Raw genomic sequence first — 25,971 nt, 5'->3', positions numbered from 1 at the left:
GTGCCGGCGCCGCGCCTGTCCCCGGCTGTCGTCGTCAGCCTGCTCGGTCTGACCCAGATCATCGGCTATGGTACGACCTACTACAGCTTTGCCATCGTCGCTGATCGCGTTGGCGCAAGCTTCGGCCTGCCGACATCCTGGCTGTTCGGGCTCTTTTCCGGAACGCTCCTGATCGGCGGGGCCGTGTCGCCATGGAGCGGCCGACAGATGGACCGGCGCGGTGCCGGCCGGTTGATGGCGGCGGGATCGACGATTGCCGCCGCCGCGCTCGCCGGCATGGCCCTGGCGCCAGGGCCGATAACCTTTGCGGCGGCGCTCCTAGCCTTGCAGGTCGGGGCGCCGCTCATACTCTACGAGGCTGCCTTTACAGCTTTGGTTCAGACTGGCGGCCAGGCGGCGCGGACGCATATCACCTATCTCACACTGATCGCCGGATTTGCCTCGACGATCTTCTGGCCGCTGACCTCGGAATTGGTCACCGTGCTAGATTGGCGCCTCGTTCTAGGATTCTATGCCGGGCTCAATGTCTTCGTGGCGCTGCCAATCCATATCGTGCTAGCTCGGCGACGCCCCGCGCACGACCCGACGCGTGCGACTCCTAAGGGGGACTCGGGTGCGCCATCAGCAACGCCGACCGCGCGCCTATTCCTGCTGGCAACGAGCGGATTCGCGCTGTCAAGCGTAGTCCTGTCGGCGCTCCTGGCGCAGATGGTGCCGGTGTTGCAGGGGCTTGGCCTCGGTGCGGCGGCGCTTCTGGTTTCAACCCTGTTTGGCCCGGCGCAGGTCGGCGTGCGCTTCGTCAACATGGTGTTTGGCGCCGGCCGTCATCCGCTTTCGATTACGCTCATCGCCGCCGTCGCGGCGCCGCTTGCCGTGCTGATGCTGGCCCTGTCCGCGCCTGCCGTCGCTGGCGCGGTCGTGTTCGCCGTGCTTCTGGGCTTCGGCTCGGGTCTCAAGAGCATCGTGCAGGGGACGCTACCGCTGGCGCTGTTCGGCAGCGAGGGTTACGGCGCACTGATGGGCAGGATGGCGCAGGCCCGACAGTTCGCAGGGGCCATCGCACCCTTTCTGTTCGCCTTCATGGTCGACCATATCGGCGCCGAAGGGGCTCTCGCCGTGCTTGTGGGCATCGGATGTCTTGGCGTTGCCGCCTTCCTGGAAATCGCCCGGATGCGCCGTAGCGTCCCATGGGACGCCACGGTCTCTACAGATAAATCGGCCGCGTGAGCACGGCAGCCAACGACGGGCAGAGCCCTTGGGCCTGCCGCGTTGCCAGAATACTGGCCGGGGCGTCCGCCCGATCGACGTGTTTGAACTTGATCGTCTCGAAGAACGGTACCGCCGTTGTGGTCAGAAGCCACAGGCGCCGGCCACCGAGATCAAAGGCCCGCCGAGCCAGGCGGGCGACAATCGCCTTGCCGACGCCGGCACCCCGCCGTTCGGGCAGAACGACCAGGGAGCGCAGGAAGACTTCCTCGCCATACAGCTCGAATCCGCCGTAGCCGAGAAGCTCGCCGAAAAGGCTCCGGAAGGCGAAGAAGGCCCGGCCGGGCTCCGATAGATCATAGGTCGGCAGGTCCGCTACGGCGAGCGCGGCCAAGAGGCCAGCATCGTCACCGGTCACGGCTGTGTCACGCAACGCCGGCTCGCCGTCATCCTTGATGAAATCGGGCAGAGGCTCCTCCGGAAGGAGATCAAGCACCATGTCGGAGGGGCGGCAGAGCTTCACACCCTTCGGCGTCACCACAAGCGGCCGGTTGATCAGGATCGGGTGCGCCATCATGGCATCGAGCAGGATATCCTCCGGCATATCGGGACCAAGCCCCAGCTCAGCATAGGGCGTACCCTTCTGCCGCAGCGCGTCGTGGACTTTCATCCCTGCCCGGGAGATCAGGCCCCGAAGCGTCGCCCGATCGGGCGGCGCCTTCAGATACTCGATCACCGTTGGCTCGATGCCGGCGTGGCGGATGAGGGCCAGCGTGTTCGTCGACGTGCCGCAGGCAGGGTTGTGGTAGATGGTCACATCCATGCGGAGAGCCCTCTATTCAGGTGCGAAGCGACAGCTTCTCGGCTGGGAAGAAGCGGCGCGTCCACAGCGCCACGTTGACGAGACCGATCATCACCGGCACTTCGACCAGAGGACCGATGACGGCGGCGAACGCCGCGCCAGAGTTGATGCCGAAGACCGCGACGGCCACTGCAATCGCCAGCTCGAAGTTGTTGCTGGCCGCCGTGAAGCACAGCGTCGTGCAGCGCTTGTAGTCCGTGCCGGCCTTGAGCGAGAGCACGAAGCTCAGCGCGAACATCACCACGAAGTAGATGAGCAAGGGAATGGCGATCCGCACCACATCGCCGGGGATGGTCAGGATCAGGTTCCCCTTCAGCGAGAACATGACGACGATGGTGAACAGCAGCGCAATCAGCGTGATGGGGCCGATCTTCGGCACGAAATGGCTGTGATACCAGTCCTTGGAGACGAAGCGGAGCATGATCACCCTCGTCAGCACGCCGGCGATGGCGGGGATGCCGAGGTAGATGAAGACGCTTTTCGCGATCTCGCCAATGGAGATCGCCACCACGGAGCCCGTCAGCCCAAAGACCGGCGGCAGGACGGTGACGAAGAACCAGGCGAAGACACTGTAGAACAGCACCTGGAAGATCGAGTTGAAGGCGACGAGACCGGCCGCGTATTCCGTCGATCCCTTGGCCAGTTCATTCCAGACCACCACCATGGCGATGCAGCGGGCAAGGCCAATCAGGATCAGGCCGACCATGTACTCGGGCTTGTCCGGCAGGAAGATGATGGCCAGCGCGAACATCAGTACCGGTCCGATCAACCAGTTCTGGACCAGCGACAGGACGAGAACCTTCACATCGGCGAACACCTCCGGCAGGTCCTCGTAACGCACCTTGGCGAACGGCGGATACATCATGAGGATAAGGCCGATGGCGATCGGCACGTTGGTGGTGCCGACCTGGAAGGAGTTGATCAGCGCCTCGACGCCCGGCAGGACGTAGCCGATGCCGACGCCGATCGCCATGGCGGCAAAGATCCAGACGGTCAGATAGCGATCAAGAAAAGACAGGCGGCGGGCAACGGAACTCATTTGGTCTCTCCTGCCTTGGCCGTGGCGCCATCGAGCCGACCGATATCGCGCAGCTGGCTGGTGAGGGCCAAACGATCGAGGCTCCGGACCGGGAGCGCCAGGAAGTTGGTGATCCGGTTCTTGAGATAGCGCGCAGCGGTGACGAAGGCTGTTTTCTGCTGAATATGGGTCCCGACGACTCGGGCCGGGTCCTCAATGCCCCAGTGGGCAGTCATCGGGTGCCCCGGCCAGACCGGGCAGGTTTCGCCGGCCGCGTTGTCACAGACGGTGAACACGAAATCCATCTCCGGCGCGCCGGGCTCGGCGAATTCATCCCAGCTCTTGGAGCGCAATCCCTCGGTCGAGAATCCGTCCTCGGTCAACAGTTCGAGGGCGATCGGATTGACCTTGCCGGTTGGATGACTGCCGGCGGAGAAAGCGCGAAAGCGGCCGGCACCGTCATGGTTGAGAATGGCTTCGGCCATGATGGAGCGGGCGGAATTGCCGGTGCAGAGGAACAGTACGTTGTACGGGCGATCAGGCATGATGTCGTCCTTTGACAGCGAGGATTGAGGAAGAGGGTGCGGAATCCGGCACAGTTCAGGGTTACCGCCGCAGCAGTCCTTGACTAGGAAATCCACCAGACGGCTGACGTGGGTCGTTCTCGCCCGGTAGACGATGGAACGGCTTCGCCGCTCCGCTGTGGTCAGTCCGGCCCGGGTCAGGATGGCGAGATGGGCTGAGAGGGTATTGGGCGGCACACCAAGCGCGGCGGCAATATCCCCGGCCGCCAAGCCGTCCGGCTCATGGCGCAAAAGCAGCTGAAAGACCTCCAACCGCGTGATTTGGGAAAGGGCCGCGAACGCGTCCATGGCTTCTGATAATTCCATAATTCGACAATAAACGAAATATGGAAGACATCAATAGGCTTGCAATGCTCCTCTTTACATTATAATTTGCTGATACACGCATAACCGGAAAAGCACATGAAAGATCCGATCACCCTTCTGTCCGCTCTGGCCGACCCGACCCGGCTCGCCGCCATCAGGCTTATTTGGGATGGCGATGAGCACTGTGTCTGCGAACTGATGCGCAAGATCGACGCGTCCCAATCCCGGATGTCGCGCCATATGGCGGCACTCAAGGTCGCCGGACTGGTCGTCGATCGCCGGGATGCCCAATGGGTTCGCTATCGGCGCAACCCGAGCCTGCAGGCGGCCGTTGTGGCGCTTGTCGATGCCGCCTTGGCCCTGCCAGAGGATCGGCAGGAGGAAGCGGCATGAGCACCTGTTGTCCCTCTCCCACCCCCAGACCTTCCGTGGGTCCACGGCCGACCATTTGGCTCGCCACAACCGTGCTCGGGCTGGTCGCCTGGTTTGCGGTCTACTGGGTCCTTGAACCCGTCTCCGCCTGGGCAGTCGCCCAGCTTCCGATCGCGCCTGAAAGTCACCTCGAAGAGGCCCTTGCGTTCTTCTTCTACGACACGCCAAAGGTCCTCATGCTTCTCACCCTGGTCGTCTTCGCCATGGGTGTCGTCAGAAGCTTCTTCTCGGCCGAGAACACCCGTCGTCTCCTTTCCGGCAAACGGGAGGGCGTCGGCAACGTCGCCGCTGCCTCGCTCGGCATCGTCACACCCTTCTGCTCCTGCTCGGCGGTGCCGCTATTCATCGGCTTCGTGTCGGCCGGCGTGCCGCTCGGCGTCACCTTCTCCTTCCTGATCGCCTCTCCCATGGTCAACGAAGTCGCCCTAGGCCTGTTGTTCGGCCTCGTCGGCTGGAAAGTGGCCGTGACCTATCTCGCCTCCGGTCTCGGGTTGGCCATCCTCGCCGGCTTCGTCATCGGCCGCTTCCATCTCGATGGATGGCTGCAGCCCTGGGTGCGTGACGTTCGGATGGGCAATGCCGAACTCCCCGACCAGCGGCTGACAGTCGTCGCCCGCCTTCGTGCCGGACTAGACGCGGTGGCGGATATCGTCGGCAAAGTCTGGCTGTGGGTGATCGCCGGTATCGCGATCGGCGCCCTGATCCACGGCTACGCGCCGGCCGAACTGTTGGCCTCGATCATGGGCAAGGATGCTTGGTGGTCAGTACCTGCCGCTGTCGTGGTTGGCATCCCCATGTATTCCAACGCCGCCGGCATCATCCCCATCGTCGAGGCTCTGATCGGCAAGGGTGCGGCGCTCGGTACCGTGCTCGCCTTCATGATGGCGGTGATCGCCCTGTCGCTGCCGGAAATGATCATCCTGAGGAAGGTGCTGACCGTGAAGCTGATCGCCGTCTTCATCGGCGTCGTCGGGCTCGGCATCGTCACCGTCGGCTATCTCTTCAACGCCTTGTTCGTCGCCTGAGGCGACAGAAGAGCCAAACATGAAAACCATCGGGTTCATCGGCGCCGGGCGCATTGCGTGCATCATGCTCGAAGGCTGGGATCAAGCCGGCGTCCTTCCCGACGCCGTCGTCGCCTTCGACGCCAACTCGGACGCAGCGGAGAAACTCGCCGCCGCCTATCCGACCGTCAAGAGCGGCAGTCTTGCCGAGGCAGCCTCTGCCGACCTCGTCATCGTCGGTCTGCATCCGCCGGTTTTGGCCGATGTGCTGCCCGAAATCGGTCGCCATCTCAAGCCCTCGGCGATCCTGCTTTCGCTGGCACCGAAGGTCAGGTTCGCCGATCTCTCCCGACTGCTCGGCGGCTTTGCTCGCATTGCCCGGCAGAACCCCAACGCGCCCTCGATCGTCGGCCAAGGCTACAATCCCATTGCGTTCGCCCCAGCGCTTTCCGATGCGGAGCGAGAAGCGCTCATTGCCCTGATGGTGCCGCTCGGCGACTGTCCGGTGGTCGACGAAGGAACGATCGAGGCCTATGCGCTGATCTCAGCCATGGGGCCGACCTATCTGTGGTTCCAGTTCAGGGAACTGGAACGACTGGCCGTCGAATTCGGCCTGACGGTGGCCGCGGCCCGGGAAGCGGTCGCGGCCATGGCCCGAGGCGCCGCCGCGACCATGTACGAATCCGACCTGTCCGCCAACGGCGTGATGGACCTCGTGCCCGTCAAGCCACTGGCAGGCGACGAGGCCGCCATCGTTGCCATCTATCACGAGCGCCTGAAGCCGTTGTTCCAAAAGCTGACGACGTGAGCGTGAGGAAGTTCGCAAGGCGAAAGCCCGCGCAAAACGAAGGATTTCAATAATGATCAATGCATCCGACTATCTCGAACCGGGACTAATCCTGCACGGCCACAAATGCCCGGCCATGCCGATGGGCTTGCGCGGCGGCGCGGCGGCGCTCAATGCCCTCGGCGTCGAGCGGGCCAAGGACGGCCAATTGCTGGCACTGGTCGAACTCGGCGAGGACCATTGCGCCACCTGCTTCGTCGATGGCGTCCAAATGATCACCGGCTGTACCTATGGCAAAGGCAACATCAAAAAACTGCACTACGGAAAATGGGGCGTCACCCTGGTGGACGTCGCTTCGGGGCGTGCCGTTCGGGTAACCCCCAAAGGCGAAGCGATGCTCGCCAACAAGCAGACGTCGTTCTTCAAGGACTATCGCGAGAAGGGAATTCCGGCTTCGAAAGTTCCCCCCGAAGTCGTCCAGCCGCTGCTCGACCGCGTCCTCGGTGCCCCGGACGACATGTTGCTAACCGTTGGTGAAATCTTCGACTACAAAGTCGACCAGCATAAGCACTCATTCGCCAGTTTCATTTGCGAAGGCTGCGGCGAAATGGTTGTCGAAGGCTATGCGCGCATAGCGGACGGCAAACGCGTCTGTATCCCCTGCCATGAGCGTTTGACCGGCATCGCCGAGCCCAAACGCGCGTAAGGGGTTGGCAACATGCTGATAGCCATCGCAACGGCGTCTACGCTCGTTTTGACCGCGATCATGGCCATGGCCGGTGTCGGCGCGGCTTTTATCCTGGTTCCCATCTTCCTGGCTCTGGGCGTGGAAATTCACGCGGCGATGGCTGTCGCTCTCCTGTTGAACGCCATCTCGACCAGTGTTTCGACAGCAACCTTCATTCGCAAGAAGCTGGTGGTCTGGAAACTGGCAATCCCCATCACCGTGGTTGCCGTCATCCTGTCCCCGCTCGGTGTCCATGTCAGCCAGGGACTTGATCGCCACGTGTTGCTTTGGCTGTTTTCCGGCTTTCTGGTCTTCGCCAGCTTGATGATGCTCCTTTACTCGCCCAAGCCAACCGGTCGGAAAAGCAGCGTCCGGACACAGATGGTGCAAGGCTCCACCATCGGGGGTATTGCCGGTTTCGTCGGAGGTCTCCTTGGTGTCGGTGGCGGGAGCATCATCGTTCCAGCTCTCGTTGGAACCGGACTCGATCCAAAGAACGCGTCCGCCACGGCTTCCTTCGCCATCGTGTTCGCTTCGCTGACCGGCTTTCTGGCCCACGCAACACTGTCGGGTGTCGACTACGTTCTCGTGGGATCGACGGCGGCGGCCTCGATAGCCGGGGCGGCGTTGGGTGCCTGGCTCATGAGCGAAAAGCTGAAGAGCCATCAACTCAAGTATGTCATTGGCGTCGTTCTTCTGGCGACGGCGGCAAAGATGGTGTGGGGTTTGTTATGACGAAGCCTTTCCGCGTCTCTCATACGCAGACGTCATAACGTTGATCGTCAGTAAAACTTGAACGAGGTGAAGAAAATGGAAATCAAGATTCTGGGTCCGGGGTGCGCGAGATGCAAGGCAACAAGCGAAGCCTTGGAGAAGGTCATTCAGTCCAGGGGCATACAGGCTCAACTCACGAAGGTTGAAGACATGCGCGAGATCGTGAGCTACGGCGTTTTGTCCACGCCGGGCGTCGTGATCGACGGAAAGGTCGTTCACACGGGGTCGGTTCCGACGCGCGAAATGATCGAAGGTTGGTTGGCCGCAAAGCACTGACGAAATGTTTTTCGACGGATCGGCGACCTCCGCCCCAGGCAGGAAAGAAAGCAAGATGACCGAAACGACTAAAAAAGAACTCGCCGAAGCACGTGAGGTCTGCCCGACCACGTCGCGCGGGCTGCTCAAGGATGGCGCGCTGTTGGTGGATGTCCGCGAGGCCGATGAACTGGCCAGGGTCAGTTTTGCCGATTGCGAAGTCATCAACGTGCCAATGTCGGAATTTGAGGCTCGTTGGAATGAGATCCCGCGCGACCGAGATGTTATTTTGGCCTGCCAGGTCGGTGCGCGCAGTCTGAAGGCGACCTATTTCCTGATGTATCAAGGATACGAGCGCGTTGCCAACATGAAGCACGGCATGCAACGCTGGATAGAGCGTGGTTTTCCCGTGCACGGCGATGCGTCAATCGCACCGTCTGGCCAGGCGTCCTCCTGTTGCTGCGGCGAGGAAGATGCATCCAGCGAGGCTTCGTGCGGCTGCGATAGTTCGTCCAAATCCAAGGTCACCGCTGGAACCTGCTGCTGACACGCTCACACGCAAAGACCCGACAAATGGCCCATGATCATGCACCGCCCTCCGATCTCGGCCCCGCCTTTCGGTGGGCCGTAGGGCTCAACGTCACCTATGTGGCGGTAGAGGCTGCCGCCGCCTCGCTGACCGGCTCGCTGGCCTTGTTCGCAGATGCCGCGCACAACCTAACGGATGTCGCGGGTTTGCTGATCGCCTGGTTCGCCGCCTCGCTGGCCAACCGTTCGGGAACGATGAGCTTCACCTGGGGCCTGGGACGCGCCACGATCCTGGCGGCCATGCTCAACGCCACGGCCATTCTGATCGGCGTCGGCATTGTGATCTGGGAAGCGGCATCCCGTCTTACCACGCCGGTCGAGATACCGGGCCTGACGGTGATGATCGTCGCGCTGCTGGGCATTGGTGTGAATGCCGGATCGGCTCTTCTTTTCATGAAATCTCGAAAAGGCGATCTGAACGCGAAAGGTGCCTTCCTGCACATGGCCACCGACGCCGGTGTTTCGGGCGCGGTCGTGCTCGCCGCCGGCGGCATCATGCTGACGAACTGGCAGTGGCTCGATTCCGCGACGGCCATTGCCGTCAGCGTAGTGATTGCCTTTTCCGCCTGGGGTCTGATGCGAGAGTCTCTGGAGCTGTTTCTGGATGGAGTGCCATCCGGGGTGGACCGGCATGCAGTCGCTGCGTGGATTGGCGCCCAGAATGGCGTCACCGGTGTTCACGATCTCCACATCTGGGCACTTTCCACCACCCGCACGGCCCTCGCGGCGCATGTGGTCCGGACCGGAGCGGACCAAGATGACTTCATCGATTTTGTCGCGGACGAACTCGAGCATGAGTTCGGGATCAGCCACGTAACGCTCCAGATAGAATCCTATCCCTGCGAGCGCGCCCAACAGTGTCTTGTCGAGTGATTAGGGAATAGGGCGAAGCTTCGCCCCCCAGCAGCCCCTCACGTGCCTGGAGCCGGCTACGATTGAATAGCCCAGGGATTGATGACCTTGAGCCCCGCCGCTTCAAATGGGCTCACATCCCTGGTGGAAACCGAGAAACCGCGGGCGAGAGCCGTCGCGGCGATATAGCCGTCGGTCGCGGCGACCGCCTTGCCGGAGGCGCGTGCCGCTGCCATCAACGTCGCGTAAGCCCTCGAGGCTTCGAGATCGAAGGGCAGGATACGGCCGGAAAAAAGCGGCAGCACTTCGTCTTCGAGGCGAGTATGCAGGACCGTCCGACGCTTGCCCTCTGGCATCGCTGCGATACCGAACCGCAGTTCGGCGACGGTAACGGCTGACAGAAACAGGGTTTCGATGGCCTGGACATCGAGCCAGGCGAGAACACGGGCATCCGGCGCCGGCTTCCAGGGCTCCGAGACCACATTGGTGTCGATCAGGATCATTCGAAGCTCGCGGGCTCGGCCGGAGTCTTGTCGCGCAAACTATTGAGCGCCTCGACATCCGCGTTGGAGAGACCCGCTTCGCTGCCGATCGAAGCAAGCAGAGAACCGAGCATCACGCGACCTTCGGGCTTTGCCGCCTTTGCGAGGATGTCACGGATTTCCGCCTCGGCGCTGCGCCCATTTTGTGCTGCGCGGACGCGAAGGGCCCGATGAACGTCGTCCGGCACGTTCCTGATGGTGATGGAAGGCATATAAAGCACCTCTTTCCCACTGCTAGCAATGCAATCATTCTACAGAAGTGCATTCGGACTAACAATCCGTTTGGAACAGGAAGCCACCGAGGCCGATCGTCCATTCAGTGGCCCGTTCAACTCCATCCGATGAGATGAACCGAAAGGCACGGTCAACCAGACGTGTGTGCTCGCGGGTGGCGCTCCCGGCTGTACTTCAGGGGGACGGCTCCGCCACGCCGGACCGCCTTCCTCCGCGAAAATCCTACGAAGTAGGCATCAGTTTCTTGCACCCAATTGCAGCGCTCTCCGTCTCTACCTGTGAACACAGGATTATTCGGAGGGGTTCAATGACCGACAGTTCCGCCGTCACTCGATCCAGGCGCTCTCTAAGCGTCTGGCTGGTGTGGCTCGCCGTCGCAGCGCTCATTTGGTGGTTTCTCTTCAATCATCTGTCGGACGTCGCCGATGGCGTCATCGCGCTCGCGCAACTGAGTCGTGATACGCGCCTCGGCGAAGCCGTACACTTCTTTGTCCTTGATACCCCCCATATCCTCCTGTTGCTGGTCGCCATTGTCTTCGCAATGGGCATCATTCAGACCTTTTTCTCGCCAGCACGTACGCGCGCCTTGCTTCACGGAAGGCGGACGGGCGTTGGCAATGCTCTGGCGGCGTCGCTTGGCATCGTAACGCCGTTCTGCTCGTGCTCGGCGGTCCCATTATTCATTGGGTTCCTCTCAGCGGGCGTACCGCTGGGGGTGACGTTCTCCTTCCTGATTTCGGCACCCATGGTGAACGAGGTCGCGCTCGTGCTGCTTTTCGGGCTGTTCGGCTGGAAGATTGCCGCTCTTTACCTCGGGATGGGGCTGGCGGTCGCCATCGTGTCAGGCTTGATCATCGGTCATCTGGGCATGGAACGTCATCTGGAAGACTGGGTGCAGAAGATACAGGCAACACAGGGGCTTGAGGAGATCGCTGCAACCAAGACCTGGCCTGAGCGATTTGAATTTGGGTGGTCTCACGTCCGGCAAATCCTGGGCCGAGTATGGCTCTACGTCGTGCTTGGCATCGCGCTGGGTGCCATCATCCACGGTTACGTCCCCGAGAATGTCATGGCCTCGGTGATGGGCAAGGATGCCTGGTGGTCCGTGCCGGTCGCCGTAATACTGGGCGTCCCCATGTACACGAACGCCGCAGGGATAATCCCGGTGGTGCAGGCGCTGATCGACAAGGGAGCGGCGCTTGGAACCGTGCTGGCTTTCATGATGGCGGTGATTGCCCTCTCCGCGCCGGAAATCCTCATTCTGCGCAAGGTGCTCAAGCCTACCCTGATCGCAGTATTCGTCGGCGTCGTATCGGTCGGTATCATGATCGTCGGCTATGTATTCAATCTTGTTACATAGCACATCCAACACGACGGACCCTATACGAGCTTGATCGGGACGTACTCTCAGCCCCCATCGCAACGCGTTCTTTCCATCAGCTTATCAGCTGAAGATCTAGCCCCCTAACTTAAGCGAGGACCAAAATGAAAATTGAGCTCTATGATCGCCCGACCTGCTGCTCACGCACGGTCGACCCTGCCCTGTTCCGAGTCGCCGAAGACCTGCGTTTGATTGCCAAATGCGGCGTTGAGGTCAGTCGCTACAGTCTGGCGCGCACGCCTCAGGCTTTTACCGCCAATGCCGAAGTGCTCAAGGAGATGGGTACGACGATGGAACGACTGCCGATCACCGTCGTCGACGGACGCATTGTCGCCATCGGGCGTTACCTCTCGCGAGAGGAACTCGCGCAAGCCATTGACATCAAGCTGGAATGCTGAGGACGACTGATAGCTTCATCCTTATGACGCGGCAAACCGACGACACGGGCTGGCAGGCAACGCTGCTCACGACATCTGCCGCACCTTTGGCCGAGATCCGATCTGAAGCGCATCCCCGCGCTCACGTCGCGTTGCCTGCCGCCTCCGGAACGACATCAAATGTCAGATAACAACACCAAATCCTCAAAGTCATCCCTACCGTATGTTCTCGGGTTCCTGGCATTCTGGGCAAACGGCGAGAATTACGCAGCGGCCTCTCTACTTCCAAGTATTGCCTCCGACCTCAATCTATCCATATCGGAAGCAGGACTTTCCGTTACCGCCTATATGCTGAGCTTTGGCCTTTTCACTATCATCTTTGGGCCGTTGTCCGACAAATTCGGAAAAGGCCGAGTGATAAAAGTGGCCGCACTCGGGACCTCCTTTTTCAGCATTCTTGTCGGTTTCAGTTTCAACCTGGAATCCTTGATGTTTTTCAGGGTCATGAGCGGCCTGCTCGGAGCCGGAATATTTCCTGTCACGATGGCGTTGATCGGGGCCGAGTTCAATGATCGCGAGCGTCAGGGGGCGATGGCGAAAGTCCTCGGTCTCGGCTTTTTGGGTGGCGCTTTGGCAACGGTCATCGGCGGTGTTCTGGCGCAGTTCGGATCCTGGCGCGGCGTCTACATTCTGTACGGCTTGGCCGAACTCGCTTTGTCGCTACTGGTGTTGCGCCTCGTGCCGAACGGGAACGTCGCGCGCGAGCCGTTCAACATCTTCAAGTTTTACGCGGCTGCATTCCGAAACCCTCTTCTACTCAGCATGATAACGGTCGTTCTGGCCATCGGATTCTCTGTATTTGGGAGTTTCTCCTTCTCAGGGTACTACGTTCAGACCCTGACCGGCTTTCCAATAATAACGGTTGGGCTGGTCGTCGCGGCTTTCGGTGTTGGGTCGATCACGAGCAGCAAGCTCCTGCCGGTATTGCAGCCATTGCTCAAAACCAGGCTCGTGCCGGTTGCCGGCATAGCCGGATCAGCTTCCGTGCTGATGTTGCTGATACCGCTGGCGTCAGGTCATCTCTCCACCCTTTTCCTTGTCCTTGGCTACTTCGGATTTGGCCTGGCCTTTGTTCTGTTGCAGTCGACGCTCGTCATGAACGCACAGGCCCTACTGCCGATGATGCGCGGTACCGTCATGTCTCTGGTCAGCTTCGGCATGTTCGTTGGCGGGGGGCTGGGCTCCTTGGCCAACGGCTCGCTGATTGCCTCGGGTCACATCGAGTGGATGTATATCCTCGCCGGCGCCTTGACGCTGTTCGCGTCGCTTTCGCTCTGGACAATACTTTCGCTCATCGCGCCGAAGAAACAACATTCCCCCGCCTGACTGAACATTACCCCCTAAATTCACCATCCATGACAGCCAACAGAAGGACTCTGTGAGATGCCTACTATCGAATACATGGCGAGCAACACGCCCAGCCCGTACGTTTTCCCTGCCGTTGGCAACCTTTATGAAGTTGATTACGGCGGAGATTTGCTTGTGAGACTTGAATTTCATTCGATATCGTCATTGACGATCTATGGAATGAAAGGAAAATACAAAGACTTCGTCGAAACGGTGAAGATCGAGGTCACGCCGCTCCGACAGGACGTTTTCATGGTGGCCTGGCAGGAAGAAAACCAGACCACCGTCGTCCATGTCGAGGATTTCGGAAAGGGCGTCATCTACGCCAACATAACAAAACCAGGGAACGAATTCATGCGTATTGAAGGTCCGTTCCGGCGGGTTGAGTAAGGACCGCGACAGCGACACCATGCCTGGCGAGTGGCCGTCGACGAGGGGTAGGGTTCACCCGACCGCGCACGGCCGTTCGCCGACGCAAAAGACGATGATCTTCTGCCGTTCGGTCCTCGGTGTTGCTTTGGGGGAGACTCCGAAACGGCACCGAGCCGCTTTAGGCAAGACAGTTAGTGGGGAACGGGGAACCAACCCAGTCGTCTCACGAGCCACGAGCGACGCAAGGTGCCTTCGGCTCGCACTCGATGAGTTTGCCGCCCGGCGTGATGCCCAAGCGACAACACGCTTCCAGCGAATCCTTCAGCATCAACCGGCCGCGCCGAACTCGCGTTTTCATCGCCGACAGCGATACGCCGACGCGCTCGCAGGCCGCCTTGTGGGTCAATCCCTCCAACTCGGTAAGAACCAACGCGGTGCGGTATGGCTCGGGAAGGCGGCGGATGAGGAGATGCAGGTGGGAAGCCACGCCTTGCAGCACGGCGTCTTCGTTCTCCGCTTCCGGGGCGTCGCAATCTTCCGAAAGAGGATACGTTGTCCACCCGGCTGTTCGGCGCCAGTGATCGACGATGGCGTTGCGGGCGATCCGGTAAATCCATGGCCCGGGATTCTCGGGCGTCCGCAGATCACTTAAGTTGGCAAGAACACGTAACAAGACATCCTGCACCACATCGTCGCGGTCGGACGGGTCGCGGATCCGTCGGCCGATGAAGTCCTTGAGCTTGGCGGTCACATCGGACCAGGATTCACGTTCGAGCGCCCCGATCATGGCTGGCCCATTGGTTTGCCGGCTTCATTCAGAGTAGAGGGAACGCAACTTGCGGGCTCGCCACACGGCGCCCGGTCGCGGGTGGACGGGCGGCAATCCTCATTGCCGATGGTCCCCGGCCACGGATAGGCAAGTGCCGGTCGGGTTCTCATTCCATCGTTTGGTCGCACACCGGCCGGTGCCTGAACCTGATCCACAACTCTTCTCCTAATGATGTTGACGGTCACTTATTGGTAAGGACGGAAAGCGCCGGAAAAGGATGCACCATTCAGGGCTGAGCACCATCATATCTCCTTTAATTCTATGATGTTAGCAAACCTCGGCAAAATACCGGAAGCGCCAAGCGTTCCGGCTCAAGTGCAAGAATGGAAAAGCTGAGACGGGGCCTTTCGGCCCCGCCCTGATGTCAGAGGCGATTAGCCGAAGGCGGCAATCTGGAGTTCGGCCGCCTTGCGGTCCAGCGTCGGCGCCGCCGGATCGGCCGGGCGCTCGAAGGGCTTCCAGCGCTCGCCGACCACTTGCTCATAGGCGGCAACCGCGCCCTCGGCCGCCATGCGGAGCGCGTGGGCCTGAAGACCCATGTCGGCGGCGAACTCCCGCTTACGTTGAGCAGGACCGTCGAAGCCGACAGGACCGTCCACATCTTCGTCGCGGGCGTCGCAGGCCGCCTTGGCGGTTGCATCGCGCGCCTCGGTGACGGCGCGGGAGTAGAACTGACCGGCACCGTGGGCCGAGCCGACATAGGCGCCGACGATCCGCTGCAGATGGATCTGCATGGCGCGCTCCTTGAGGCCCTCGGAGAGCGCCGACGCCGTTTCGGCGATCAGTTGCAAGTGGGTGGCGCGGATGCCGTCGCTGTCGAGAAGGGGGAGGCCGAAGCTCGCGGAGATGCGCTCGGCTTGGTTGTTGTCGGGACAGGCGAGGCGGACCATTTCGAGGGTGGTTCCCTTGTGGAGCGGGACGACTTTGGAAGCGGGGCGAGAGGCGGTTGCGGGCTTGGCCATTTCTGAAAACTCCTGTCTTTGAGGCACCTCGGGGTCTTGACCGGCCCCTGCCGGCTGCCCCTCGGTGCGGTCAAAAAGAACCGTCATGAGGACGGTCGCTTTCACAGGTTCCGGGCCTGCGAGACGAGCGAAGCGGGCTTGCGAAGGGCGAGGTTGGCCAAAGACAGCCTCAGGCGCCTGAGCGGGCCCACTTTGCGAGCGAGCCGGACTGGACCGCAACGCGGCGCAAAGCGACCTTGAAACGACCGGCCGACGGTTCAAGACCGCCCGAAACCGAGGGGTGACCGGCAGGGGCGCTCAATGCCTGGATGCCCAAACAGGAGACTGGGAAAAGCTCAAGATCGCCCGCCCGGACGCACGGCCGGTGAAGTCTAGGGCCATGGAACCAACCCGAGTACGCTCGCCCTCAGCATTCGACACGAGCGCCCGCCAGGTCCAGCCCTCATGCCGCCCTCCCCTACTCCGCGCCCAAGACCGGCACCTCAAACGGATACGCCGCCAGAAACCTTCCGGCGGCGCGGGTTCGTTCTGAGAAATGGGGCCGGAACGGACGGATTATTCCGCAGCGATCGGCCAAGGCTCGTCAGCCAACTCGTCCGTCAATTCGTCATCAGCGAAACCAACGTCTCCGCCGATGCTCTCCGGGGAACCGAGTGCCCCATCCGAGGGAACGACATCGCTCTCGTCCTCGCGGGCCACGTCGTGGGAACTGCCGTTGGACGGTCCACGCCAACCGGCGATCTCCGCCGTGTCAACCGCGAACAAGGCCAACGGGTGAACGAAGCGAGCGCTCTTGAAATGGTCGACCAGCGCGGCACGCGTCTCCCGGACTTTGGCGCGCGGCATAACCGGCGTCTCCCGGCAGCACCGTTCCAGCGCGGGACGCGACAGGCAGGCGAGGAAGTCCTCGGTCCCCATGTTGGGCAAAAAGTGGTCAGCGCCGATGGCCTGACCGGCAAGACGGGCCACAAGGCCGCTGTTGGTGCGGTTCTCACGCGCCGAGAACACGTCGATCAGCGCCGAACGGGCAGCGACACGCAAGATATCCGGTTCAGGATCGAGCCCACCGTCCTCCCCCACCAATCGGGCCGCATGCCGCCTCATGCGGGCAAAGCCATAGACATCGTCGGAGGCGCCCGACTGCACCGACACATTGGTGCCGGCGAGCGCCAGCACCAGGAGAGCCATCAGCGTGTCGTCCTCGATGGGAGCGCGGGCAAGCGCTTCGTGCAGCGCATCGGTGCGCAGATCGCCGATCATCTCGACGCCTTTGCGCGTCACGTCGGGACGCGACCTAGTGGCAACAAGCCCGTCGGCCCCGATCCCCGAATCGGTGTCCCCGTTTGGCTGGCTCTTGGCCTTCTTCGGCTCCGCCATCCGGAAATATGTTGTTTGCACCTTGCCGTCGCGGTCGATGTAGAGAGCGGCACGGTCGCCCTTGCCGGGCTTGCCATAAACGCGCTCGGCCTTGGGCGGCAGCGATGCCTGACCGTAATTGTTCACCTCGGCGACCATACCGCCTTTCGGCAGGTTGGCCGTCATCCACTCCTGCTGCGCGCCGAGAAAGGCCTCGACATTGGTAGTGTAGCGGCTGTCCTCGTCGGCGGGGGCGAACAGGTCCTCCAGCCATTCGATGCCATAGGCCCGGGCAAGCTCGTCATCGAAGCTCGCATCCCGCGCGTACATGCGCTTCTTCGTCAGCGCGTTGGCGACAGCCCACCAGGAGACCTGCGGGTCGCCCTTTTTCGGCTTGTGCGCCTTCCAGACCTCGCGCTGTTCTTCGAGCGAGGCCGCCGCAATGGTGCGCAGCTGCTGCTCGTTCGGCATGTCGCCCTTGGCCATCTGCTCAAGCATCGCCGGCAGCACATTGGCAAGCAGCCGCAGCTTGCGGATCTGGCGCACAGGCAGCGCCAGCGCGACGCCGATCGCCTCCTCGGTCCAGCCGAGCGCGACGAGACGCTCGACGGCCCGCCACTGATCGACCGGGTTCAGCGCCTCGCGCGCGATGTTCTCCACCATCGACCGCATGGCGCCGTTGTCATTGGCCGCCTCGTCCACCAACACGGTGATTTCCGTGAGGCCGGCGACGATCGCCTGGGCGACGCGCCGGTGACCGGAGTTGATGATATAGCCATTACCACCCTCCCCTTGAGAGGCAATGACCGGCGGCTGGACGATGCCAACCTGTCGGATGGTCGCCAGAAGCAAGGCGTCGGCCTGCGGGCTGGATTTGGTCTGGCGCGTACGATCGGGATTTTCCTTGAGCGCGCGCGGATCGACAGTCATGAGGCGCATGGGTTCATTCCTTTTGCCGGAGGTTTGCGAACCGGTTTCCTTTCCCGGTCCTCTTCCGTCTTCTTCTCGAAGACACCTCCAGCACCCGCGGAACGGGCGGGCCGGTACAAATGCGGCCGAGCATCCCTGCCCGGCCGGACAAGCAGGGCTCACAGCCCTTGCGCAGGACGACGGGCCGGGATCGCGTCAGGCCGCGTTTGAGCGACAGAGTTGCCGGGGCGGCCGTTCTGCGAGAGGGAATTTCTCTCGGCTTTCTTCCCCTTCCCGTCTTTCTTCAATGACGTTGCATTTGGGAGCGAAAGCCGCTTGAGGCGCCAAATCCGGCGCTTTGGGTTATCAGGAAACGACGCAAGGGACCGGGCATCACTGTGCAGCCTGACGAACGACCAAGATTGGGCCGGATGCTGAACGACAGCAGTTGGGCATGGCCGACCGATAGCTGACAATCGAAGTGGCGAGCGCCCTGTGTCGAACGACTGAGAAAAGTGATGACATCCTACCCAAAGACATCCTGTCGGCCCCAGGGTCGAGCGACCGCCTTATCGCGGCGACCGTTCCCCTTCATCCGCAAGGTCTTCGTCGACACAGGATATCAAGGCCTGCGCGTCGCCAAAGTCACTTCCATCACCGCCGAGATCGCAAAGCGAGAGCCCGAGCAGACTGGCTCCGCAGTCCAGTCGAGCCGCTGGGTCGTCGAACCGTTCTTCGCCTGGATCAGTCGCAACCGGCGCCTCTGGAAGGACGCCGAGGCAACAATCGAATCCGCCACCGCATTCCTCTACGCGGCCGCCGTCATGATCCTCGTCAGACGCGTCGCACGGCTTTCATGACCCGTTTCGGCATGGACTCTAGGGCAGGGAAAAATCAGCTTGACACCTATTCTTGTTAACTCGTCCCAGATATTGTGAGTGGTATCGCGTCTCGAATAATCAATGCTAAAATGTACAATGCGGTAGATCTGTTTTGCGGCTCGGGAGGGGTGAGCCAAGGCCTGAGGTCGGCTGGTTGGCGGGTCGTCGCCGCGTGCGACAGTGATCCGGCGGCGGCGGCTACTTATCGGGCCAATCATCCTGAAACTCACCTGGTCGAAGGCGATATTCAGCTTAATGCAACGATTGACGCCATTGCCGCAGCGGCCAACGGGATGGTCGACCTGGTGGTGATCTGCGCACCTTGCCAGCCCTTCAGCAGCCAAAATCGGCATCGCGGCAACGATACGCGCGAACAGCTTATCGTGCGCGCCCTAGCCGTGGTCGCAAAGTTGCGCCCGTCCCTAATCTTCTTCGAGAATGTTCCGGGCCTGGCGTCATCTGCCTACAGGGAAATAGTTACCGCAGTGCATGCCGGACTCAGGGAGCTCGGTTATGCCGTGTCCGAGCCGATGGTTCGCGATGCTGCCGATTTTGGAGTCCCCCAGCGTCGACGCAGGTGCATAATGCTGGCGGCCAAATCCGAAGCCGCCGTCGCCGCCTTTTCTAGTGCCGACGTGCGCCAGGATCCTCGAACGGTGTACTCGGCCATTGCCGACTTGCCGCCACTGGCGTCCGGCGACGCAAGCGAAACCGATCCGCTTCATCGTGCCCGGACCCACCTGCCGATAGCGGTGGAGCGCCTCAAGCACATTCCCCGTAACGGCGGCAGCCGTAGCAGCTTGCCCGCCCACCTCGTATTGCAATGCCATAAGGGCAAGCCGACGTCGTTTTCCGATGTCTACGGAAGAATGGCCTGGAAGTCGGTCGCGCCCACCCTCACCACGGGCTGCACGGACCTTACGCGCGGGCGCTTCGGACATCCCGATCAGGACCGCGCGATCACCATGCGCGAAGCTGCTAGGCTTCAGACTTTCCCCGATGACTACCAGTTCGTCGGACAGCCCGCACAGATTTCCAGACAAATAGGCAATGCCGTGCCACCAGCCATGATCGAGGCATTCGTTCCGGCCTTCGAGGCAGCACTCGCCATCGGCGTCGATTGATGCTTGAAAAGCCGACAGCAAGCAATGCCGGCGTTGCCAAACGTATGAGCCGCCAACGCGTAACCGACACGGGACCTGAGTTGCGCGTGCGCCGCCTCCTATTTGCCGCCGGCATACGATACCGCAAGCACTACCCCGTACCGGGATATTCCCGTCGGTCGATCGACATCGCCTTTCCCCGTCACCTCTTGGCGATATTTCTCGATGGCTGCTTTTGGCATGGCTGCGCCAAACACATGTCGATGCCAAGAGCGAACGGTGGCTGGTGGTTGAATAAGATCGAAGAGAACAAGCGACGCGACAGCGAAACCACGACCGAGTTGGAAGCTAGGGGTTGGCGCGTCATGCGTTTTTGGGAGCATGAGGAGCCAGACACGGTCATGATGGCGATTACCCGGGAGCTGAAGAAGACAAACGGGGAGCAGGTCGATGGCCAGGATTAAGGTCCGCGCTCGAGCGGTCGACATGCTGGGTCGCCAGCAGATTGCCGGTATTCCCACGGCGATTCACGAACTGTTCAAAAATGCTCATGACGCTTACGCGAACCGTGTTCGCGTGGACTACATTCATGCTTACGACCTTTTCATGCTGAGGGACAATGGCTTGGGCATGACCCGTGCCGACCTAGAGAGTAAATGGCTCACCTTAGGTACTGAAAGTAAGGTTGGGCAGAACGACCCCAATGCGTCGATCTGGACCGGGCCGGACGGACTCCCGCGAAGGGCTTCGCTGGGGGAAAAGGGTATTGGCCGGCTGGCAATCGCGGTGATCGGCCCCCAAGTTTTGGTTTTCTCTCGCGCCGCCCGGCCGGAGGGCCTTCACCGTCCTGTCTGCGCTCTTGTTAACTGGTCGCTGTTCGAACAGCCAGGACTCGATCTCGATCGCATCGACGTGCCGGTCGTGGAGTTGGATGAATTCGCCCCACCAACGCCAATGCACATCCAGTCCCTAATTGATGCGAGCCTCGCCAATCTCCAGGCCATCGACGACGCGATAGAGCCGCATGAGCAGCTTAGGATCAAGCGTGAACTCGAACAATTTCAGTTCGACCCGGGGCCGGTATATGCTGCGCTCGGAGACCCCATGTTGGGCAAGGAATACGGTACCCATTTCCTGATCAAGCCGACATCCGTCGAACTCGGACTGGACCTTGCATTGACCCAGTTGGGAGGCAAGGGTGCCTCCGCACTCCAGCGGTACCTTCTCGGCTTCGGCAACACGATGCACGGCGAAGACATGTCGCCGCCGATCGTCGCCGAATTCGTCGAGCATCGAAAGGACGGCTCCAGCGAGGATCTCATCGGGCCGTTGGCCTTCTTCACCCCCGACGAGTTCGCTTCAGCTGACCATCACATCCGGGGCAGCTTCGACGACTACGGAACTTTCCGCGGCACGGTCAGGATCTACGATCAGGTCGAACACGACTATACTCTGGCGCCACCGGATGATGTTTCCGGCCGAGTAGACTGCGGCCCCTTCGACATCAGCTTCGCATACGTACAGGGGCAGGCCAAGGACACACGCATGCCCCTCGACGAGTGGAAGATGCTCGGGGACAAGCTGGACAACATCGGGGGACTGTATGTCTATCGTGACGGCATTCGCATCCTTCCCTATGGCAATTCGGACGTGGACTGGCTGAACATCGAGCGTCGGCGCACGCTTTCGGCACAGGACTGGTTCTTTTCCTACCGGCGCCTGATCGGCGACGTCCGGCTGACGCACCGCCACAACGCCAATCTCGTTGAAAAGGCCGGACGGGAAGGCTTCAGACAGAACAGGGCCTATCGACAGATGGTGTCGTTGCTGGAGCGCCTCTTCGAACGCCTCGCTTTCGACTTCTTCCGCGAAAGGGCGCGTGTCTCCACCGACTTTGACGCCATTCGGAAGAACAAACAACGCGACTACGAGATACTGCAGAAGCGCGCGAAAAGCGTCAAAGCAGCCAAGGACACGTTTAATGATGCCCTTTCGCGTTTTTTCGAGAGTACCAGGAGCGGGGAGTTCGAGCTGGCGTGTGAAGAAGTACGATCGATCTTCGTGGCTAGGCTGGACGGGTTGGCCACCCTCGCCAATCCCATCGCGGCCGGCGACCGGCTGCTGACGATAGAAGCCGAATTCAACGTTGCCAACAAAGCCCTGAGGGATCGCCTATCCATCCCGCGGCCCCGGCAATTCGGCATGAACAAACGACAGCAACAGGACTTCCAGGCTTACTTACGTGAGCGCGAGCGACTTCTAACCGGCCACTACCACCCAATGGTGGCCGAGATCACCGACCGTATTCACGGGTTACTCACCGACGGCACCACTGAGGTGGATCCCCGCCGTCGGTTGGACGAACCTGTAAGGAGGGAATCCGAATTTGCCCTGTCCAGTGCCGGCGATGCCCGCAAGAAGGTAAGCACCACGCTCGATAAGCTCGACAGCGAGATCCGTGCCACGATTAACCGCACCTGGACCGACCTGAGCAATCAAGTGGAGACGGTCAAATCCGATTTGGCCAAAACGGAAGTGGCCACCCTGACGCCACAGGAAATTGAGTACCGGCGCGACAGGTTGATCGACCAAGTGCGAGGATTGGCCGAGCGTTCTACCCAGTTGATGGATGCTTTGGGGGAACAGTTGCGTTCGGTAATGGAAGGAATGGCAAACCAACACGATTTGCTGGACGTCACAGCCGCGCTTGAGAGCGAGAACGACGAACTTAAGGAGCGGGTCGATCAATATGCCGACCTTGCACAGATCGGCCTGGCACTCGGTCTTGTGCAGCACGAGTTCTCCGGGCAGGTCCGCAACATCAATAGAGGGCTTGATGCCCTCAAGCCATGGGCGAGCCGTAATCGCGGCCTCGATGATCTCTACAGTAGCCTGCGGGTTAGTTTCGAACATCTCGAATCCTACCTGCAGCTCTTCGTGCCCTTGAACCGGCGCTTGCAGCGGCGCCGCGTGCCGGTGTCCGGTACTGAGATCGAAGAGTTCCTACGGACCGTTTTCGGACCGAGATTCGAACGCCACGGTATCGAACTGGTCGTGTCCGGTGAGTTCCGTGTCACGACGGTGACCACATTCCCGTCAACGCTCCTACCAGTGTTCGCCAACGTAGTGGACAACGCCATCTACTGGCTGGGCGAGATGCGTGATCAGCCCAAGACTATCGCTTTGGGTGTCTCGTCGGCTGGCATGACGATTTCCAACTCAGGCCCTGGCATTGATCCACGTAACGCCGAAGCCATGTTCGAGTTCGGTGCGAGCAACAAACCAGGAGGCAGGGGCATGGGACTGTACCTGTCGCGTGATGCGTTGCGCAAAGAGCGGATGGACATCATTCTCGAACGCGCCGCCGAAGACGTCTCGCCGACGTTCGTGGTGACCGTTCCCGATGACATGATCCTGCGAGCAGGGGGACTTTGAGTGAGCTCGGAAGACACATCGGTGAAACTCACCTTCAAAGATTACGGGCTAAAGGCGACTGAACGATTTCTGAAGACTGCCATAGTCATTGACGACGAAATCATCGCCGAACAGCCTGTGAAGATTCCGGAAGGGGAACTGGAGCAGCCGCCCTTCGCGGCAGGCATGCCAGAACAGGCCCAAGCTGGTGTTACCGTGCCCGATTCTACGCAGCAAGCGACGGAACGGGATGCCGAAGTACAAATCAAACCACTTGCAGACGCCTTTCTCGACAAGAGAATCGTATGCGGCGTTCTCAAGCCGGAGGTATCGGATAACGACGATCAGGTCGTCGACCGAGCAGTACGCGCTGCAACCGTTGCTGATATAATTATTATCGACTGGTATCTGCGCCCTAATCAGGACAATCTGGCACGGTCGATCCTGGGAAAAATCCTGACGGAGGACCGCGAACTTAATGGTCGCCTTCGCCTGGTCATTGTTTACACAAGCGCCGACCCGCTGGCAGAACGGCGCACGGCATTGGCCAAATATCTTCGCAAAGCCAAGTTTGACGCAGTGGAAGATCCCAATGACGATACCCTTCTGATGATTGGGGCTTGCCGAGTACGCTTCGTCCGAAAGAAGTCGTTGAACGTGGGTATGACGGTAGAGGATCTGCCGGACTTTGCGGTCGCCGAATTTGCTAAGCACAGCAACGGCCTTCTGGCGAACTTCGCGCTGCTCGGTATTGCGGCGTTACGGGATGCCACCCATCATATTCTAGCCAACCTGGATAGCGGCCTCGATACCGCCTTCGTCGGCCACCGCATGCTACTCGGACACGACACCGAGGCTCGCGGGTTCGCTATGAACCTGTTCCTCCTCCAGATAAAGGGGGTGTTATCATTACCCAAGCACCTGGGCGGCGCACTCGGCGATGAAGAGTTAACGGCTTGGTTCGACGAGCGCTTCGGCTATCCGGATGCGGACGCTCATCTGGAGGCCGCAGGGACCACTAAGGACCAGCTTAGGGATAGTGTTCTTAAGGGATCCGGTAAATTGGACAGTGCCCACAAGTCACTATTCTTGCCGGCCAGCAAAGATGACCCCACGAAAGTTGGCAACGTCGAAAAAGAACTCAGTCAGAACTTCGCTCGTTTCGCCACATTCGTCAGGGAACCCGACGGCTTTAACTCGCTACCAAAGGAATGGCTACCGACCCTGACATTGGGCAGCGTTGTCAAGTTGGTTGGCAGGAAAACCCGGTATTTTCTGTGTGTCCAGCCTGCTTGTGACACGGTTCGCATCACGGAAGATCGCTATTTCCCCTTTATCGAGTTGGTCACGAAGAACCCCGCAAAGTTGACGGAGAACCTAGTTATCCGGGATGGAGAGAAGAGGGTGATAGTCCGCGTCAGTACTTCAGCTGGCTCGCGGCTATACGACAAGTTCAAGCCGGACGCCTCGCAGACAGTACATGCCGAATCCGAAGACGGAAAGTTCTGCTTCCCCAGCACCATAGACCATGTTTATTGGTGGCTGGGCGACATCGATCCGCTGAAGGCACAGCGAATAGCTACCGATGTTTCCGGATCGCTCGCTCGTGTCGGCATAGATGAATATGAGTGGTTGCGTTTGGGAGGTTCTGCGAGAAAATAAAGAGGTAGGCAGACGCTGTAGTCGAACCTCGAATTTTGGTGAAGCCGAATAGCTGATTGGAGGGCCCGCGAAGCGGGAACCAACTCTCCAAAGCGGCTCGGTGGCATTTACCCTCAAGCCTGCCACCAACTGGCGAGCGGCGGCGGCGCGCCGCTAGCTCCTTGAACGTATTGGCCTTCCGGTGCGGGTGTTAGGAATGCAAGCCTGGGTGATTGACAGCAACATGCTACAATCGGATGAGCTGCGCCAATATCTTCGATCAAGAGCTGATAACCTAGCCGTTCTGCCCGATTTTGCTTGGTACGAGATCTACAAGCAGGAGTCCCTCGACGGCGTTCGGCACGGCCTTTCTGTTGTGGGCGATCATCCGGATCAGACCATTCTGCTCCGGGCCGGCAACCATATTGCGCGGCTCGATCCAGAAGTTGCCGAAGATCGGAGCCGTCTGATATGGGACGGGCCACCTGGAGACATCCGCCATTTCGTCTCGCTGGTTCGATCGGATGCTCCGCTGGACGCAGACGCCCAGGCCCAATTGGATGCTCTTTGGGTCTGGGCCCGAACTATGAAGCCATTGTTGATTGAGGGCGCCGTCGATTTCGTCGAATCCTTCCCAGAGATGCAGGCGCAGTTGTTCGACCGCGACGAGATCAGGATCATCAGAACGGGCGGCAAATACACCGAGCGGATGATCGTCACTATTTTTAACGCCGCAATCCAGATCTGGGAGATATTGGCAAAGGAATACGAGTTGCTCAGGGTAGGTTTGAGCGAGGAGGAAATTTCGCGAACCTATCTCTTCCGCTTTGGGCTTGGGCTCATCATGTACTTGCTCTGGTGGATACGAGGCGGCAGCCAGACCGTCATTCGGATTGATCGCGCGAGCAACGACTTCATCGACCTGAGTTTTGCGGTCTACGCTACCTACTTCGATGGCCTCCTGACCAGAGACGACAAGGCATTGTGGGCCCATCATAACCTGGTTGCCGCGATAGTCAGCTTTCGAAACTATTTCTCGGCTGCCTGAACGGTACACTGGACAGTTGGCGTATCGCAGGGACATCGTCTGTCCTGAGCGGAACGGCAGCTTTAGGGAAACCGCCGAGGCGGCCTGAATGTCGGCCATTGGCGCAAAGCAGCCATTTCG

The 25,971-nt window shown here is 60.5% G+C and carries 26 protein-coding genes and 1 pseudogene; 19 read left to right on the top strand and 8 right to left on the bottom strand.

All coding sequences use genetic code 11. From position 1 onward, the window contains the following. Window positions 1-1,227, top strand: coding sequence for an arsenite efflux MFS transporter ArsK (arsK, locus tag CJ014_RS19550; RefSeq protein ID WP_100082176.1), 1,227 nt, complete (start codon window positions 1-3; stop codon window positions 1,225-1,227). On the opposite strand, the gene arsN2 is transcribed toward arsK, so the two are convergent. The 3 genes from arsN2 to CJ014_RS19535 are packed head-to-tail and all read right to left on the bottom strand — an operon-like array spanning window position 1,205 to window position 3,958. Next, the gene (gene arsN2 / locus CJ014_RS19545; RefSeq protein ID WP_100082175.1) at window positions 1,205-2,029 is read right to left on the bottom strand and encodes an arsenic resistance N-acetyltransferase ArsN2; all 825 of its coding nucleotides are present in this window, start codon (window positions 2,027-2,029) and stop codon (window positions 1,205-1,207) included. The genes arsK and arsN2 overlap by 23 nt on opposite strands. A 16-nt stretch (window positions 2,030-2,045) precedes the next feature. Further along, window positions 2,046-3,107: an ACR3 family arsenite efflux transporter gene (arsB, locus tag CJ014_RS19540; protein ID WP_100082174.1), complete on the bottom strand. Its 1,062-nt coding sequence runs from the start codon at window positions 3,105-3,107 to the stop codon at window positions 2,046-2,048. Beyond that, complete coding sequence (locus tag CJ014_RS19535; RefSeq protein WP_245427464.1) at window positions 3,104-3,958, bottom strand: metalloregulator ArsR/SmtB family transcription factor; 855 nt, start codon at window positions 3,956-3,958, stop codon at window positions 3,104-3,106. The genes arsB and CJ014_RS19535 overlap by 4 nt, the downstream gene beginning before the upstream one ends. 114 nt (window positions 3,959-4,072) lie before the next feature. Between CJ014_RS19535 and CJ014_RS19530 the strand changes: the two genes are divergently transcribed. The 8 genes from CJ014_RS19530 (at window position 4,073) to CJ014_RS19495 (ending at window position 9,416) form a co-directional block, all read left to right on the top strand. Then, window positions 4,073-4,369, top strand: a complete 297-nt coding sequence (locus CJ014_RS19530) for an ArsR/SmtB family transcription factor (protein WP_100082172.1) — start codon at window positions 4,073-4,075, stop codon at window positions 4,367-4,369. Then, window positions 4,366-5,433: a permease gene (locus CJ014_RS19525; protein ID WP_100082171.1), complete on the top strand. Its 1,068-nt coding sequence runs from the start codon at window positions 4,366-4,368 to the stop codon at window positions 5,431-5,433. Before CJ014_RS19530 ends, CJ014_RS19525 begins: the two co-directional genes overlap by 4 nt. Window positions 5,434-5,452: 19 nt before the next feature. Continuing rightward, on the top strand, window positions 5,453-6,220 hold the full coding sequence (locus CJ014_RS19520; RefSeq protein ID WP_100082170.1) for a pyrroline-5-carboxylate reductase family protein: 768 nt from the start codon (window positions 5,453-5,455) through the stop codon (window positions 6,218-6,220). 52 nt (window positions 6,221-6,272) lie between these two features. Further along, window positions 6,273-6,905 (top strand): FmdE family protein, encoded by a 633-nt coding sequence (locus tag CJ014_RS19515; protein WP_100082169.1) that lies wholly within the window; start codon window positions 6,273-6,275, stop codon window positions 6,903-6,905. A gap of 12 nt (window positions 6,906-6,917) precedes the next feature. Continuing rightward, window positions 6,918-7,661: a sulfite exporter TauE/SafE family protein gene (locus CJ014_RS19510; protein ID WP_100082168.1), complete on the top strand. Its 744-nt coding sequence runs from the start codon at window positions 6,918-6,920 to the stop codon at window positions 7,659-7,661. Between the two features lie 75 nt (window positions 7,662-7,736). Continuing rightward, complete coding sequence (locus tag CJ014_RS19505; RefSeq protein WP_100082167.1) at window positions 7,737-7,976, top strand: thioredoxin family protein; 240 nt, start codon at window positions 7,737-7,739, stop codon at window positions 7,974-7,976. Between the two features lie 55 nt (window positions 7,977-8,031). Then, on the top strand, window positions 8,032-8,502 hold the full coding sequence (locus CJ014_RS19500; protein WP_100082166.1) for a rhodanese-like domain-containing protein: 471 nt from the start codon (window positions 8,032-8,034) through the stop codon (window positions 8,500-8,502). Between the two features lie 26 nt (window positions 8,503-8,528). Beyond that, entirely contained in the window at window positions 8,529-9,416 is an 888-nt protein-coding gene (locus tag CJ014_RS19495) for a cation diffusion facilitator family transporter (RefSeq protein ID WP_100082165.1), read from the top strand. Between the two features lie 56 nt (window positions 9,417-9,472). Here the strand turns inward: CJ014_RS19495 and CJ014_RS19490 are convergent, their stop codons facing one another. Both CJ014_RS19490 and CJ014_RS19485 read right to left on the bottom strand, forming a co-directional pair. Beyond that, entirely contained in the window at window positions 9,473-9,898 is a 426-nt protein-coding gene (locus CJ014_RS19490; RefSeq protein ID WP_100082164.1) for a type II toxin-antitoxin system VapC family toxin, read from the bottom strand. Further along, window positions 9,895-10,149: a FitA-like ribbon-helix-helix domain-containing protein gene (locus tag CJ014_RS19485; protein ID WP_100082163.1), complete on the bottom strand. Its 255-nt coding sequence runs from the start codon at window positions 10,147-10,149 to the stop codon at window positions 9,895-9,897. The genes CJ014_RS19490 and CJ014_RS19485 overlap by 4 nt, the downstream gene beginning before the upstream one ends. 329 nt (window positions 10,150-10,478) lie before the next feature. Between CJ014_RS19485 and CJ014_RS19480 the strand changes: the two genes are divergently transcribed. The 4 genes from CJ014_RS19480 to CJ014_RS19465 all read left to right on the top strand — a co-directional run bounded on the left by CJ014_RS19480 (window position 10,479) and on the right by CJ014_RS19465 (window position 13,726). Continuing rightward, a complete protein-coding gene (locus CJ014_RS19480; RefSeq protein ID WP_100082162.1) occupies window positions 10,479-11,531 on the top strand; it encodes a permease in 1,053 nt (350 codons plus the stop codon). A gap of 125 nt (window positions 11,532-11,656) precedes the next feature. Beyond that, the gene (locus tag CJ014_RS19475) at window positions 11,657-11,950 is read left to right on the top strand and encodes an arsenic metallochaperone ArsD family protein (protein WP_100082161.1); all 294 of its coding nucleotides are present in this window, start codon (window positions 11,657-11,659) and stop codon (window positions 11,948-11,950) included. Between the two features lie 159 nt (window positions 11,951-12,109). Beyond that, entirely contained in the window at window positions 12,110-13,315 is a 1,206-nt protein-coding gene (locus CJ014_RS19470) for an MFS transporter (RefSeq protein ID WP_100082160.1), read from the top strand. Window positions 13,316-13,372: 57 nt separating this feature from the next. Then, window positions 13,373-13,726, top strand: a complete 354-nt coding sequence (locus CJ014_RS19465; protein ID WP_100082159.1) for a MoaF-related domain-containing protein — start codon at window positions 13,373-13,375, stop codon at window positions 13,724-13,726. 205 nt (window positions 13,727-13,931) lie between these two features. Here CJ014_RS19465 and CJ014_RS19460 read toward each other — a convergent pair whose 3' ends face one another. From CJ014_RS19460 to CJ014_RS19450, 3 genes are all read right to left on the bottom strand, one after another. Continuing rightward, the gene (locus CJ014_RS19460) at window positions 13,932-14,495 is read right to left on the bottom strand and encodes a sigma-70 family RNA polymerase sigma factor (RefSeq protein ID WP_100082158.1); all 564 of its coding nucleotides are present in this window, start codon (window positions 14,493-14,495) and stop codon (window positions 13,932-13,934) included. Between the two features lie 416 nt (window positions 14,496-14,911). Continuing rightward, a complete protein-coding gene (locus tag CJ014_RS19455) occupies window positions 14,912-15,499 on the bottom strand; it encodes a hypothetical protein (protein WP_100082157.1) in 588 nt (195 codons plus the stop codon). 555 nt (window positions 15,500-16,054) lie between these two features. Next, window positions 16,055-17,794 (bottom strand): ParB/RepB/Spo0J family partition protein, encoded by a 1,740-nt coding sequence (locus CJ014_RS19450; RefSeq protein ID WP_100082156.1) that lies wholly within the window; start codon window positions 17,792-17,794, stop codon window positions 16,055-16,057. A gap of 539 nt (window positions 17,795-18,333) precedes the next feature. Between CJ014_RS19450 and CJ014_RS19445 the strand changes: the two are divergent. The 6 genes and pseudogenes from CJ014_RS19445 to CJ014_RS19420 all read left to right on the top strand — a co-directional run. Continuing rightward, window positions 18,334-18,624: pseudogene (locus CJ014_RS19445) on the top strand (IS5/IS1182 family transposase); the annotation flags it as partial. 110 nt (window positions 18,625-18,734) lie between these two features. Then, window positions 18,735-19,769, top strand: coding sequence for a DNA cytosine methyltransferase (locus CJ014_RS19440; protein WP_100082155.1), 1,035 nt, complete (start codon window positions 18,735-18,737; stop codon window positions 19,767-19,769). After that, complete coding sequence (locus CJ014_RS19435; RefSeq protein ID WP_118847934.1) at window positions 19,769-20,212, top strand: very short patch repair endonuclease; 444 nt, start codon at window positions 19,769-19,771, stop codon at window positions 20,210-20,212. The genes CJ014_RS19440 and CJ014_RS19435 overlap by 1 nt, the downstream gene beginning before the upstream one ends. Then, the gene (locus tag CJ014_RS19430; protein WP_100082153.1) at window positions 20,199-23,183 is read left to right on the top strand and encodes an ATP-binding protein; all 2,985 of its coding nucleotides are present in this window, start codon (window positions 20,199-20,201) and stop codon (window positions 23,181-23,183) included. Before CJ014_RS19435 ends, CJ014_RS19430 begins: the two co-directional genes overlap by 14 nt. 21 nt (window positions 23,184-23,204) lie before the next feature. After that, window positions 23,205-24,824, top strand: coding sequence for a response regulator receiver domain (locus CJ014_RS19425; RefSeq protein ID WP_100082152.1), 1,620 nt, complete (start codon window positions 23,205-23,207; stop codon window positions 24,822-24,824). A gap of 196 nt (window positions 24,825-25,020) precedes the next feature. Then, window positions 25,021-25,851: a hypothetical protein gene (locus CJ014_RS19420; protein WP_100082151.1), complete on the top strand. Its 831-nt coding sequence runs from the start codon at window positions 25,021-25,023 to the stop codon at window positions 25,849-25,851. Window positions 25,852-25,971: the final 120 nt, after the last annotated feature.

The organism is Pleomorphomonas carboxyditropha, assembly GCF_002770725.1.
GTDB lineage: Bacteria > Pseudomonadota > Alphaproteobacteria > Rhizobiales > Pleomorphomonadaceae > Pleomorphomonas > Pleomorphomonas carboxyditropha.
The sequence above is the reverse complement of the archived record's forward strand: the minus strand, read 5'-3'. Positions and strand labels throughout refer to the sequence as shown.